The following is a 12,412-nucleotide window of genomic DNA, read 5'->3' as shown; positions in this document are numbered from 1 at the left end:
GGTCGCCGGTCGCCGGGCCGGCTGGCTGCGCTGCCGGGTCACCGAGCCGCAGCCGGGCCAGCCGTTCTACTCCGAGTCCCCCACCGTCCGGCGGGCCGAGGTGTTCACGGTCGGCGGCACCGCCACCGCCGTCCACGCGCAGACCGTCACCGACGCGCAGCTCGGCACCTCGGAGGGCGTCGCGGGCCAGCGCTTCCGGCTGGCCCGGCCGCCGGTGCTGCTCGACGGGGAGCCCCCGGTGGTCGAGGTCGCGGCCGGCGAGGGCTGGGAACGCTGGACGCTCGTCGAGCACTTCGGCGAGTCCTCGCCCGCCGACCGGCACGTGGTGCTGGACGCGACCACCGGCGAGTTCCTCTTCCCGCCCGCGGTCCGGGAACCGGACGGCGGCCTGCGGGCCTTCGGCGCCGTGCCGCCCAAGGGCGCCCGGCTGCGCGTCCCGCGCTACCGCACCGGCGGCGGGATCGCGGGCAACGTCGCCCGCGGCACCGTCACCGTACTGCGCAGCTCCGTCCCGTACATCGCCCGGGTCGACAACCGGGAGGCGGCGCGCGGCGGGGTCGACGGCGAGACCGTGGAGAACGCCAAGGCCCGCGCCCCGCACCAGCTGCGCCTGCAGGAACGTGCCGTCACCGCCGGGGACTTCGAGCTGATCGCCCGGCAGGCCGCGCCGTCCGCCGCCCGGATCAGCTGCGTGCCCGCCGGCGGCGGGGAAGCGGGAGCGGTGCGGGTGCTGGTGGTCCCCGACGCGGTCGCGGACGAGGGCGACCGGCTGCGCTTCGAGCAGCTGATCCCCGACGAGCAGGTGCTGGCCGCCGTCGCGACCGCCCTCGACGAGCGCCGGCTGATCGGCACCCGGCTGGTCGTCCAGCCCCCCGCCTACCAGGGCGTGACGGTCGTCGCCCGGCTCACCACCCGCTCCGCCGACCCCGACCGGGTCCGCGAGGAGGTGCTCGCCGCGCTGTACCGGTACCTCAACCCGCTGCGCGGCGGCGCCGACGGCGAGGGCTGGCCGTTCGGCCGGGCCGTGCAGTACGGGGAGGTGTTCGCGGTGCTCCAGCGGGTCGCCGCGGTCTCGGGCGTCGAGGAGGTGCGGCTGTTCCCGGCCGACCCGATCACCGGACGCCGCGGCGCGCCCGCCGAGCGGGTCGAGGTCCCGGCGGACGCCCTGGTCTTCTCCCACCAGCACCAGGTCGTGGTCACCCCGGCCGCCGAGGACGGGACGTCATGAGCGAGTGCCGCGCGCCGAGAGTCGGGAGGCGCGGATGAGCCGCGCGGCGGTCCCGGGACTGCCCAGCCCGCATCCGATCGGCGAACTGCTGCCCGCGCTGTTCGCCGACGACGACTTCGCCCAGCGGTTCACGGCCGGCCTGGACACCGTCCTCGCCCCGGTCTTCGCGACCCTGGACAACCTGCCCGCCTACTTCCGACCCGGCCTCGCGCCGGCCGACTTCCTCGACTGGCTGGCCTCCTGGGTCGCGGTGGAGGTGGACCCGGCCTGGCCGGTGGAGGTGCGCCGCGCGGTGGTCGAGCGCGCCGTGGAGCTGCACCGCTGGCGCGGCACCCGCCGCGGCCTCACCGAACGGCTGCGGCTGGTGCTCGGCGCCGGAGCCGAGATCGTCGACGGCGGCGGCGCCTCCTGGTCCACCGACCCGGACGCTCCGTTGCCGCCCGCGCCGGGCGGCGACGTACTGGTCCGGGTCTGGCCGCTGCGCGGACCGGCGCCGGACGAGGACCAGGTGCGGTCCGTCGTGAGGGCGGGCTGTCCGGTCCATCTGACCTGCCGGGTGGAGATCCTGCCCGGCCCACCCGGGCGAACGGAGGGCTGACGGATGCCGGTGTGCCCCGAATGCGGAACGGCCAACGGGGAGGGGGACGACTTCTGCGGCAACTGCGGCGCCTACCTCGGCTGGTCGCGCGGCGCCGCCGCCCCGGCGACGGCGGCGCCGACGGCCGCGCCCGTCGCGGTGCCCGCCCCGGCGCGGGCCGAGCCCGAGCCCGCGCCGGTACCCGTCCCGGAGCCCGCGCCCGCGCCCGTCGAATTCACCCGCCGGAGCGCCTCGCGCCGGACCGCGCGCACCGGGGCGGAGCCCACGCGGGAGCCCAAGCCGGAACCCGAAGCAGAGGCCGAGGAGGAGCCCAGGGCGGAGCAGCCACCCGCCCGGCCCGCCGAACCCCCCGTGACCGAGCCCCCGGCGACCGAACCCCCGCGCCCGAGCACCGCCCCCGTACGGCCGGCTCCCGCGCAGACCCCCGCCCCCGCGCCCGTCCCGACGGCGCCGGCCGACCCGGTGGCCGTCCAGCCGGCCAAGCCCGTCGCACCGCGCCCCGTCAGCCGGCCCACCGAGACCGCCGAGGCCCAGGACGGCCCGCCGTGCCCCCGGTGCGGCACGCCGAACCTGCCCGAGCGGAAGTTCTGCCGCCGCTGCGCCGCGCCGCTGACGCCCACCGAGGCCGCGCCGAAGCTGCCCTGGTGGCGCACCCGCTGGCCGTTCCGGCGCCGGGTCCGGATCGGAGGCTCGGGCAACGCGCTGCGCCGCACCATCGCGCTGCTCGTGCTGATCGCCGTGGTGGTCGCCGGGATCCTGCTCTACCCGGCGGGCAAGGTCGCCTTCCAGGATGTGCTGGACAAGCTCCGCAAGACCGCGCCGATCACTCCCGCCGCCACCTCGGCGAGCGCCGCCGTCGAGGGCCATCCGGCCACCTTGGCCGACGACGGCCTGAGCAACACCTACTGGGGCGCACCCGCGATCGGGGACTCCGTCACCTTCTCCTTCCGCACCCCGTTCCGGCTGGTGGACCTGATCATCCACACCGGGGATTCCGTGGACCCGCAGCACTTCCAGCAGCAGGCGCGCCCCGTCGTCCTCGCCCTGGAGGTCACCGAGAAGGACGGCACGGTGCACACCCAGCAGGTTCCGCTCAACGACCAGCCCGGCCCGCAGACGGTGCAGACCGGGATCAGCGACGTCACCCAGGTGAAGCTCACCGTCCGGGAGGCCGCCGGCACCGGCCCGGGCCGCGCCATCGCACTCTCGGAGGTGGAGTTCTTCAAACGCACCTGAGCCCCGGTCCGCCCGGCCCGCTGTGACGTCGCGGTTCCAAGGAGTTCCTCATCTGCGCCGCGTACGGTCACCCGTCATGGCACAACGGCGGGTGGTGGCGGGCATGGGGAAGCTGGGGCACGGGACGCGGCTGGTGGCGGTGAGCGTGATCGCCGGGGTGGTGGCGGCGGGGACGGTGCTCCCCGCGGTGGCGGCGGTCGGGTTGGGCGCGCAGTCGGCGGCGGACGACTTCGAGAGCCTGCCCGACGACTTCAGGACCCCGCCGCTGTCCCAGGCCTCGACCGTCCTCGACGCCCGGGGCGGCACCATCGCCACCGTGTACGACCGGGACCGCACGGTCGTCCCGGCGGAGCGGATCTCCCCGCTGGTGAAGACCGCGCTGGTGGACATCGAGGACAACCGCTTCTACGAGCACGGCGCGATCGACCTCAAGGGCGTGCTGCGCGCCCTGGACAAGAACGCCTCCTCGGGCACCACCGCCCAGGGGGCGTCCACGCTGACCCAGCAGTACGTGAAGAACGTCTTCGTGGAGGAGGCGGGCGACGACCCGCAGAAGGTCGCCGAGGCGCAGCGGCAGACCGTGGGCCGCAAGATCCAGGAGCTGAAGTACGCGATCAAGGTCGAGGAGACCCTGAGCAAGGACCAGATCCTCACCAACTACCTGAACATCACCTTCTTCGGCGAGAAGGCGTACGGCGTCGAGGCGGCCGCCCGGCGCTACTTCGGCGTGCACGCCGCGGACCTCACCCTGCCGCAGGCCGCGCTGCTGGCCGGCCTGGTGCAGTCGCCGACGGGCTACGACCCGGTGGTCAACCCGACGGCGGCGAAGGAGCGGCGGGACACCGTGCTGCGCAAGATGGCCGCGTACGGGCACATCACCCAGGAGGAGGCCCGGCAGGCGATCGACTCCCCGCTCGGGCTGAACGTCCAGGCGCCGCAGCAGGGGTGCATCCTGGCCAAGCAGGGCGAGGGGTTCTTCTGCGACTACGTGCGCGACGTGGTCCTCACGGACCCGGTCTTCGGGAAGTCGGCGGCCGAGCGGCAGGCGGTGTGGAAGCGTGGCGGCCTGCAGATCCGCACCACGCTCGACCCCGGGGCGCAGGCGGCGCTGCAGGCCTCGGTCACCGGCCACGTCGACGCGGGCGACCAGGCGGCGACCGCGATGAGCATCGTCCGGCCGGGCACCGGGGAGATCCTGGCGATGGGCCAGAGCCGGCCGTACGGCGTGGACGACAAGCAGCACCGGACCCAGATCAACTACAACGTCCCCAAGGCCATGGGCGGCGGGCTGGGATTCCCGACCGGTTCGACCTTCAAGCCGATCGTCGCGGCGGCGGCCCTGGAGGGCGGCATCCCGGCGGACCAGAGCTACACCACCGACTACAGCATGCCGTGGCCGGCCATGACGGACTGTTCGGGCGGCCGGTTCCCCTCCGCCGGGCAGGTGCACAACGACAGCCAGAGCCTCACCGGCCGGTTCGACATGAAGTCGGCCATGGCACAGTCCGTCAACACCTACTTCGCGAAGTTGGAGGCCGACACCGGCCTGTGCTCGGTCGCGCGGATGACCGACAGGCTGGGCATCACCCAGCAGGCGGGCGGCGAGAAGCTCCAGGTGGTCCCGTCGATGACGCTCGGCAGCAACGACCTGACGCCGCTGGGGATGGCGGCCGTCTACGCGGCCTTCGCCGCCCACGGCACGTACTGCGCGCCCACCGCGATCACCTCGGTGACCGGCCCCGACGGCAAGCAGCTCGCGGTGCCGCAGGCGAACTGCTCGGCGGCGATGTCGGCCGGCACCGCGGACACGGTCAGCGCGATGCTCAAGGGCGTGGTGGAGGACGGCACCGGCCGGACGGCCGGCCTCACCGGCCGGGACAGCGCGGGCAAGACCGGCACCACCAACGACAGCCGCCAGGTCTGGTTCGTCGGCTACACCCCGGAGATGGCGGGCGCGACGGTGGTCAGCGACACCGACAACCCCAAGCCGCTGGACGGTCAGCGGATCGGCGGCACGGTGGTCGGCCAGGCCTTCGGCGACACCCTGGCCGGCCCGATCTGGCGCGACGCCATGGACGGCGCCCTGGCCGGCACCCCGGCCGGAACCTTCACCCCGGTGCAGCTGCCCTGACCCGGCGGCCCGGCGGCCCGGTGACCCGGCGGCCGTGGCCCCGGGCCGCCGGTGCCCAGTGCGCGGCGGCCCGTTGCCCGTGCGTCAGCCGTAGAGGGCCACCCGGGGCTCGACCGTCCCCTGGGCCGGGGCCGTCCCGACGACGGTGACCCGGTAGCGCTCGGTCAGGGTGTGGTGGCTGTGCAGGACGAGCTTGGCCGAGGCGAGCCGGGTGTACAGGGTGCCGGTCTGGCTGGCGAGCGGCAGGGTGCGCCAGTGGCCGTCGGAGGAGAGCGCTTCGAGCCGGATGCTCGCCGGATCGAGGAAGGGCCCGTTCGCGGGGGACTCGATGAGGACCTGCGGGGCCACCGTGCGGTCGGCCGAGGAGTCGTTGCGGTAGGAGACGGTGATCACCCGCTGCGCGTGGTCGGGCGACAGCGAGGAGGTGGGCAGCTCGACGAAGCCGGTCGGCGGGGCGCCGGCCGCGGTCGGGGTGCCGGTCGCCGCCTGGGACGGGGCGGTGAGCAGGGCGGTCGGCACGGCGGCGAGGGCCGCGGCCAGCGCCAGGCTCCGACGGGGGATCTTCCGGGTGCGCATGGCGTCTCCTTCGGCCGGTGGCCAGGGCACGCGGGTGCGCCGACCGGTCCGGGCAGGTCCGTACGGCACCACCCTGCCCCTTCACCCGGAAAGCCGCACGCCGAAGCCGCACGCCGAAGCCGCACCCGGCAGCCGCGACCGGTGACCCGCCCGCCGCGACCCGCCCGCCGTGAGCCGGTGCCGGGCCCGACCGGACGGCCGGGAGCGGTGCCGGGACTGGGCCGAACGTGCGACCGCCGCAGCCGCGGGGCCGGGGCACCGCCCGTGCCGGGACGGGGCCCCTTACCTTGGGCGCAACCTCCCGCCCGGCGCCCGCGCGCCGGGCGGAGTGCCCGAAGGTCGGGGGAGGTCCCGAGAAGGGGAGGGCGGCTTGCGGGCACGTTCGGTGGAGGAGCCGGGGCAGCGGATGCCGTTCCTGATCCGGTACGGCCACCGCTCCTGGCTGGTGCCCCTGGCGGTCTTCGCGTTCGTGGTGGGCGTGGACGCGGCCACGCCCGCGACGTTCGCGTCCGTGAGCTGGCTGGTGATGGTCCCCGTGGTGGCGGCCGGGCTCTGCGGGCCGGCGGCCACCGGGCTGTTCGCCCTCCTCGCGATCGCCGCCTACCCAGCCCTGGACAGCATCTGGGGCAAGTCCCAGGGGATCGAGGACTTCCTGCTGGTGATCGCGGGGGCCGTCTTCTCGGTGCCGATCAGCGTCTTCCGCGCCCGGGCCGCCGCCTACGTCCGCCATCTGCAGGGCGCGGCCGAGACCACCCGGCAGGTGGTGCTGCGCCCGGTGCCCCCGGGGTGGGGCGGCGTGGACTCGGCGGCGCGCTACCTGGCCGCGGACGTCGAGGCCCGGGTGGGCGGCGACTTCTACGACGTGCTGGCCACGCCGTTCGGGGCGCGGGTCATCCTCGGCGACGTCCAGGGCAAGGGCCTGCCGGCCGTCTCCGCGGCGGCGGCCCTGGTGGGCTGCTTCCGGGAGGCCGCCTTCCACGAGCGCGACCTGGCCACCGTGGCGGGCTGGATGGAGGAGCGGCTGTACCGGCAGAACGCGCTGGCGGAGCGGCTGGGGGAGCGGGAGGAGCGGTTCGCCACGGCGGTGGTCCTCTGGTTCCCCTCCGATTCGCCGGGGGAGGTGGAGGTGGTGAACTTCGGCCACGACAGCCCCCACGTCCTCGGCCCCGCGGGCGTGCGGCAGCTGCCGCCGGGCGACGGGGCCCCGATCGGTCTGGCCCAGCTGGCCGGCGGGCTGCCGCGGGTGCGGCGGCTGCGCCTGGGCCCGGGCGAGACGGTCCTGATCGTCTCGGACGGGGTGACCGAGGCCCGCGACCGTACGGGCGCCTTCTTCTCGCTGCGCGCCCACCTGGACCGGCTGGCCGCCGCCCCGGGGGTGGTCGACCCCGGGCGCCTGGTCGACGAGGTGGCCGCCGCGGTGGTCCGGCACACCGGGGGCCGGCTGACGGACGACACCGCCCTGCTCGCCGTCCGGACGCCCCCGGTGGAGCCGGCGGACGGAGCCGGCCTCAGTCCTCGGCGTGGCTGATCGCGCAGGCCAGGACGCCGGGGATCCGGGCCAGTTCGGCGGTGAGGACGGACGGGTTCCCCCGGCCGTGCAGACTGATGGACACCTCCGTGACCCGCTCGTCGCCACCGCCGCCGTCCTCGCCCGGTGGCGCGGCCCGGTCGACGGTCGCCAGCTCGGCGACGGAGTACCCCTCGGCCGTGATCCGGGCGAGCAGCAGGCGGAGCAGGCCCTGCCCCTGGGTGTAGGTGACGTGGCAGCTCACCGGGCGGGCGCCGAGCCGCGGCAGACGGTGGGTGAGGGGTCGCAGCACGTAGCCGACGAAGAAGTAGGCCGCGGTGGCCGCGGTGGCGAGCAGCGGCAGGCCGGCGGCGGCCGCCGTGCCGATCGCGGCGGTCAGCCAGACGGTGGCGGCCGTGGTCAGCCCCCGGATCGAGCCGCGCTGGACGAAGATCACGCCGGCGCCGATGAAGCCCAGTCCGGAGACGATCTGGGCGGCCATCCGGGAAGGGTCCAGTGAGACCACTCCGGCCTGGACCACGTCGCTGAAGCCGTACTTGCTCACCAGGGTGAAGAGTGCCGCTCCGAGGCCGACGACCGTGTACGTGCGCAGTCCGGCGGCCTTCTGTCTGATCTCCCGTTCCAGGCCGATCGCGCTGGCCAGGATCAGGGCGACGGCGAGGTCGGCGAGGTGCGACCACCCTTGTCCGAAAGGATCGTTGACCATTTCCAGCGTCCTCAACTCCTCCTGCCGTCGCATCGTCCCGCCCGCATCCGGGAGGGCGGGCACCGACCCCGTTCGGCGAAGCGGGTGCCTTTGAGCGTACGGCTCATCAGACGATCGGACCGGCGCTCGCACGGGCCGACTTGAGGGGCGGGAGGTGGAGCGGGAGCGAACCGACGGCGCGCCGGCCCGGCGGTTCCGCCCGGTGGGGACCCGGCGCGCTCCGTCGGCGCCGAGGGGCCGCGCCGGCCCCGACCCGCTGCGGGCGGGACCGGGCGCAGGCCCCCGGGGCCGCTCGCCGGTGGCGTCGGGCCGCACCTCGGCCGTCGCGCTCCGTCGGCTCAGGCCGGGGGGACGGGCCGCAGCCGGTAGGCGTCCCCGTGGGCGACGACGTGGCCGGCGGTGGGCGGGGCGAAGTGGGTGCCGAGCAGCAGGGTGTCGGTGCCGGCGAGGGAGTCGAGCAGCGCACGGCGGGTGGCCTCGGAGCGCTGCGGGTCGATGTCGACGCAGGCGCCGATGGCGGGGTGGGCGAGCTGGACCGGGTGGTGGAGGCAGTCCCCGGTGATCACCGCCGTGCGGCCCCGGCTGGTCAGTTCGACGGCGACGTGCCCCGGGGTGTGGCCGGGGGTGGGGAGCAGGCGCAGGCCCGGGGCGATCGCCAGGCCCCCGGCGGGGACGTCGACGAGGTCCAGCCGGCCGGCCCGCTCGACCGGGAGCACCGAGTCGTGGAACATCACGGCGCGCGCCTCGTCCATGGCGTACCCGGCCCAGAACTCCCGTTCGGCGCGGGTGGTGAGGTAGCGCGCGCGGGGGAAGGTGGGCACCCAGGCGCCGTCCACCTTCCGGGTGTTCCAGCCGACGTGGTCGGCGTGCAGGTGGGTGAGGACCACCAGGTCGACGGAGTCCGGCGGGAATCCGGCGGCGGCGAGGCGCCGCGGGTAGTCGGTGCGCAGGTCGTGCCAGGCCGGGTTGGCGCGCTGCTTGCCGTCGCCGATGCCGGTGTCGACGAGTACCCGCAGCCCGTCCAGGTCGAAGGCGAAGCTGTGGCTGTCCAGGCGCAGCGTGGCGTCGGCGTCGGCGAAGTCGGGGTGCAGCCAGTCCTGGCCGGCCACCGTCCCGGGGGTGGCGCCGGGCAGCAGCCACCGTCCGGTCGCGGGCGGCAGCGGGATTTCGTCGATGCGGTGGACGGTGACGTCGCCGACCGTCCAGGAGGGGGTAGGGGTACTGGGCACGGGGCCGGCTCCTCCACTGTAAAAGCCATTCGTTTGCGTTAGTGGGACCCTAGAACCTACAGTCGCGTTAACGCAAACCCTTAGCTTTTGGTGCGGGGTGCCTCGCCTGCGCGAACCCGCCCCGCCGCCCACGATCAGGAGCGCGCCCATGTCCTCCGCCGAACTCGCCCCGTCCGAGGCCGCCCACCGGGCCGCCCGGGCCGGACTCGACCTGCCGCCCGAGCGCCACGCCGCGGTGGCGGCCACCGCCCAACACATCCAGTCCGTCGTCGCCGTCCTGCGGGAACTGGACTTCGGGGACACCCCGCCCGGCGCCGCCTACCGCGCGGAAGCGGAGCACCTCGACGCGGGGGAGCGGCCCGATGCAGCCGTATGAACTGAGCCTCGCCGCCGCCGCGACACGGATCCGGGAGCGGCGGCTGTCCCCCGTGGAACTGGTCGACTCCGTCCTCGGCCGCATCGACGGGGTGGAGCCGCACCTCGGCGCCTACGCCACCGTCGCCGCCGAACAGGCCCGCGACGCGGCGCGCCGGGCCGAGCAGGAGATCGCCCAGGGCCGGTACCGGGGGCCGCTGCACGGCATCCCGGTCGGACTCAAGGACCTGATCGACGTCGCCGGCACGCCCACCGGTGCCGGCTCCCGGGTCCGGGACGGCCACCGCGCGACCGCCGACAGCGCGGTCGCCGCCCGGCTGCGGGCCGCCGGCGCGGTCCTGGCCGGCAAGACCCACACCCACGAGTTCGCCTACGGCCTGACCACCCCGCAGACATGCAACGCCTGGGACCGCGACCGGGTCGCCGGAGGATCCAGCGGCGGGTCCGCCGCCGCGGTGGCCGCCGGGGCGGCGACCTTCGCCCTCGGCACCGACACCGGCGGCTCGATCCGGGTGCCCGCCGCGCTGAACGGGGTGGTCGGCCTCAAGCCCACCTACGGACTGGTGCCCCGTCACGGCGTCACCTCGCTGTCCTGGTCGCTCGACCACGTGGGCCCGATCACCCGCACCGTCGAGGACGCGGCCCTGGTCCTGGCCGCCCTCGCCGGGCACGACCCGCGCGACCCCGCCTCGCTGGCCGTCCCCGCCGTCGACTACCGGCCCGAGCGGGAGCCGGACCTGACCGGCGTGCGGGTCGGCGTGCCGAACGCCTACTACGTCGACCACGTCCACGAGGAGGTCGCCGCCGCCGTCCACCGTGCCGTCGAGCAGCTGGAGGCGCTCGGCGCCCGGCCCGTCGAGGTGGAGATCCCGATGGCCCGCTACCTGGTGCCCACCCTGTGGGGCCTGACCGCGCCCGAGGCCGCCGCCTACCACGCGCGCACGCTGCGCACCGTCCCCGAGCTGTACCAGGCCGACGTCCGGGTCCTGCTGGAGGCCGGCGAACTGATCGGCGCGGGCGACTACCTGCGCGCCCAGCGCGCCCGGACGCTGATCCGGGACGCGTGGGCGCGGGTCCTGGCGGAGGTCGACGTGATCGCCGCCCCGACCGTGCCGACCACGGCGGTGCGGGTCGGCCAGGAGGTGGTCGGCTGGCCGGACGGCACCACCGAGAGCGTCTCGGACGCCTACGTCCGGCTCTCCGCCCCGGCCAACGTCACCGGCGTGCCCGCGCTGTCCGTCCCGGCCGGCCACGACGCGGCGGGCCTGCCGATCGGCCTGCAACTGCTCGGGCGGCCGCTCGGCGAACGGACGCTGCTGCGGGTCGGCCACGCCTTCGAGCGGACGCAGCCCGCGCGGGCGCTGGCGCCGGTGGTCCGAGCCGGCCGCGGGCGTGCCGGGCCCGCGCCCGGGGTCCCGGCCCGCCCGGGCCCGCCGTGACGCAAAGGCGCCGCTTTAGGATGGCGGTATGAGTCCTCGGCAGATGGTCCGCCCGGGCGGGCGCAGCGCCCGGGTCCAGGGGGCGGTGCACACCGCGGTGCGCGAGCTGCTCGCGGAGGTGGGCCGCGAGGCGCTCACCGTGCCGATGGTCGCCCAGCGGGCCGGTGTCACCCCGTCCACGGTGTACCGCCGCTGGGGCGACCTGGCCGAGCTGCTGTCCGACGTCGCGGTGGAGCGGCTGCGCCCCGACACCGAGCCGGCGGACCGCGGCGGCCTGCGCGCCGACCTCACCGCCTGGGCCGAGCAGTTCCTCGACGAGATGGCCTCCGCCTCCGGCCGCGCCTACGTCCGCGACGCCCTCCTCGGTGACCCGGACGGCGGCAACGCCGGCCAGTGCTCGGCCTACGCCGCCGACCAGCTCGCCCTGGTCCTCGCCCGCGCCCGTGCGCGCGGCGAGGAGGCCCCCGGGGTCGAGGCCGCCATGGACCGCCTCGTCGCCCCCCTGATGTACCGGATCCTCTTCCGCCCCGCCGGCCTCGGCCCCGACTACGCCCGCCGCCTGGTCGCCGACCTGCTCGGCGACCCGTCCCCCGAGTCGGCCTGACGGTCCGTCAATCACCTTTCCTCTGGGGCGAATGCGCGGAATACGGCTGATGGCACCGTCCGTCCGATCATGGGTTGGCCTCCTCGTGGCGTGATCACATGCCGATCTCGAAGTGGGGGGAATCGCATGGCAATCGGACGACGGCGACTACTCACGTCCGTCGCGCTCACCGCCCTCGCCGCACCCGTCCTGGCCAGGGGGAGCGCGACCCGCGCGGTCGCGGCCGAGGGCACGGGCACGGCCGCGGGCATGCCGGTGGCCGGCGGCGACGGGCCGCTGTTCCTGCAGGTCGTCGCGCACGAGGACGACGACATCCTGTTCATGAACCCGGACCTGTCCAACGCGCTCGCCAACGGCACGCCGTCCGTCACGGTGTTCGTCACCGCGGGGAACATCACCAGACCCGGCCCGGCGGCGGTTCGTGGAGCCGGACACCGGCCCCCCTCGGCGGACACGGGGGAGTGGGCGAGCCGGCCGCGGCCACCCTCGGCGGACGGGTCGTGCTGTTCGAGCGCAACGGCGGCGGCGGGGTGAGCACCACCGCGCAGACCGCCCCGAACTCCGGCTACGACACCTGGCAGGACCTCGGCGGCACCGTCCTCGACTTCCCGACCGCGATTGTCGACGGCGGCGGGGTGCTCCACGTGTTCGCCGTCGGTACGGACGGCCGCGTCCGTTTCCGCACCGGCACGACGGCCACCGCCTTCGGCGACTGGCAGGTCCTGCCGCTGTGACCCCCCGCCCGGCGGCCGACCGGGGACC

General features: G+C 75.7%; 13 protein-coding genes. 10 read left to right on the top strand and 3 right to left on the bottom strand.

The genetic code is table 11. The features are described from left to right. The 4 genes from ACWGKU_RS37925 to ACWGKU_RS37910 all read left to right on the top strand — a co-directional run. On the top strand, positions 1-1,228 hold a 1,228-nt coding region (locus ACWGKU_RS37925; protein ID WP_452191757.1), incomplete at its 5' end, for a putative baseplate assembly protein. 34 nt (positions 1,229-1,262) lie between these two features. Beyond that, positions 1,263-1,826, top strand: a complete 564-nt coding sequence (locus ACWGKU_RS37920; protein WP_387729091.1) for a phage tail protein — start codon at positions 1,263-1,265, stop codon at positions 1,824-1,826. 3 nt (positions 1,827-1,829) lie between these two features. After that, the gene (locus tag ACWGKU_RS37915) at positions 1,830-3,062 is read left to right on the top strand and encodes an NADase-type glycan-binding domain-containing protein (RefSeq protein WP_452191756.1); all 1,233 of its coding nucleotides are present in this window, start codon (positions 1,830-1,832) and stop codon (positions 3,060-3,062) included. Between the two features lie 76 nt (positions 3,063-3,138). After that, complete coding sequence (locus tag ACWGKU_RS37910; RefSeq protein WP_452177549.1) at positions 3,139-5,193, top strand: transglycosylase domain-containing protein; 2,055 nt, start codon at positions 3,139-3,141, stop codon at positions 5,191-5,193. An 84-nt stretch (positions 5,194-5,277) separates the two neighbouring features. Here ACWGKU_RS37910 and ACWGKU_RS37905 read toward each other — a convergent pair whose 3' ends face one another. Continuing rightward, entirely contained in the window at positions 5,278-5,769 is a 492-nt protein-coding gene (locus tag ACWGKU_RS37905) for a signal peptide protein (protein ID WP_452177548.1), read from the bottom strand. A gap of 406 nt (positions 5,770-6,175) precedes the next feature. Here ACWGKU_RS37905 and ACWGKU_RS37900 point away from each other — a divergent pair, with 406 nt between their 5' ends. Next, a complete protein-coding gene (locus ACWGKU_RS37900) occupies positions 6,176-7,297 on the top strand; it encodes a PP2C family protein-serine/threonine phosphatase (protein WP_452177547.1) in 1,122 nt (373 codons plus the stop codon). Here ACWGKU_RS37900 and ACWGKU_RS37895 read toward each other — a convergent pair. Together ACWGKU_RS37895 and ACWGKU_RS37890 are read right to left on the bottom strand one after the other, a co-directional pair. Next, on the bottom strand, positions 7,278-8,003 hold the full coding sequence (locus tag ACWGKU_RS37895; RefSeq protein WP_401056356.1) for an MgtC/SapB family protein: 726 nt from the start codon (positions 8,001-8,003) through the stop codon (positions 7,278-7,280). The genes ACWGKU_RS37900 and ACWGKU_RS37895 overlap by 20 nt on opposite strands. Positions 8,004-8,341: 338 nt before the next feature. Then, positions 8,342-9,232, bottom strand: a complete 891-nt coding sequence (locus ACWGKU_RS37890) for an MBL fold metallo-hydrolase (RefSeq protein ID WP_452177546.1) — start codon at positions 9,230-9,232, stop codon at positions 8,342-8,344. 148 nt (positions 9,233-9,380) lie between these two features. Between ACWGKU_RS37890 and ACWGKU_RS37885 the strand changes: the two genes are divergently transcribed. The 5 genes from ACWGKU_RS37885 to ACWGKU_RS37865 all read left to right on the top strand — a co-directional run bounded on the left by ACWGKU_RS37885 (position 9,381) and on the right by ACWGKU_RS37865 (position 12,384). Further along, complete coding sequence (locus tag ACWGKU_RS37885) at positions 9,381-9,608, top strand: hypothetical protein (protein WP_401054976.1); 228 nt, start codon at positions 9,381-9,383, stop codon at positions 9,606-9,608. Beyond that, positions 9,595-11,046, top strand: a complete 1,452-nt coding sequence (locus tag ACWGKU_RS37880; protein ID WP_452177545.1) for an amidase — start codon at positions 9,595-9,597, stop codon at positions 11,044-11,046. The genes ACWGKU_RS37885 and ACWGKU_RS37880 overlap by 14 nt, the downstream gene beginning before the upstream one ends. Positions 11,047-11,074: 28 nt before the next feature. Then, positions 11,075-11,650, top strand: a complete 576-nt coding sequence (locus ACWGKU_RS37875) for a TetR/AcrR family transcriptional regulator (RefSeq protein WP_452177544.1) — start codon at positions 11,075-11,077, stop codon at positions 11,648-11,650. A gap of 126 nt (positions 11,651-11,776) precedes the next feature. Then, on the top strand, positions 11,777-12,184 hold the full coding sequence (locus tag ACWGKU_RS37870) for a hypothetical protein (RefSeq protein ID WP_452177543.1): 408 nt from the start codon (positions 11,777-11,779) through the stop codon (positions 12,182-12,184). After that, entirely contained in the window at positions 12,151-12,384 is a 234-nt protein-coding gene (locus ACWGKU_RS37865; protein ID WP_452191754.1) for a hypothetical protein, read from the top strand. The genes ACWGKU_RS37870 and ACWGKU_RS37865 overlap by 34 nt, the downstream gene beginning before the upstream one ends. Positions 12,385-12,412 lie beyond the last annotated feature (28 nt).

The sequence above is a fragment of the Kitasatospora sp. NPDC054768 genome, from assembly GCF_053612025.1.
Note: the sequence above shows the minus strand (reverse complement) of the source record. Positions and strands in the feature narration are given on the sequence as shown.

Coding starts and splice junctions, on each gene's coding strand:
- ACWGKU_RS37920 (WP_387729091.1), top strand. CDS start 1,263: ATGAGCCGCGCGGCGGTCCCGGGACTGCCCAGCCCGCATCCGATCGGC.
- ACWGKU_RS37915 (WP_452191756.1), top strand. CDS start 1,830: ATGCCGGTGTGCCCCGAATGCGGAACGGCCAACGGGGAGGGGGACGAC.
- ACWGKU_RS37910 (WP_452177549.1), top strand. CDS start 3,139: ATGGCACAACGGCGGGTGGTGGCGGGCATGGGGAAGCTGGGGCACGGG.
- ACWGKU_RS37905 (WP_452177548.1), bottom strand. CDS start 5,769: ATGCGCACCCGGAAGATCCCCCGTCGGAGCCTGGCGCTGGCCGCGGCC.
- ACWGKU_RS37900 (WP_452177547.1), top strand. CDS start 6,176: ATGCCGTTCCTGATCCGGTACGGCCACCGCTCCTGGCTGGTGCCCCTG.
- ACWGKU_RS37895 (WP_401056356.1), bottom strand. CDS start 8,003: ATGGTCAACGATCCTTTCGGACAAGGGTGGTCGCACCTCGCCGACCTC.
- ACWGKU_RS37885 (WP_401054976.1), top strand. CDS start 9,381: ATGTCCTCCGCCGAACTCGCCCCGTCCGAGGCCGCCCACCGGGCCGCC.
- ACWGKU_RS37880 (WP_452177545.1), top strand. CDS start 9,595: ATGCAGCCGTATGAACTGAGCCTCGCCGCCGCCGCGACACGGATCCGG.
- ACWGKU_RS37875 (WP_452177544.1), top strand. CDS start 11,075: ATGAGTCCTCGGCAGATGGTCCGCCCGGGCGGGCGCAGCGCCCGGGTC.
- ACWGKU_RS37870 (WP_452177543.1), top strand. CDS start 11,777: ATGGCAATCGGACGACGGCGACTACTCACGTCCGTCGCGCTCACCGCC.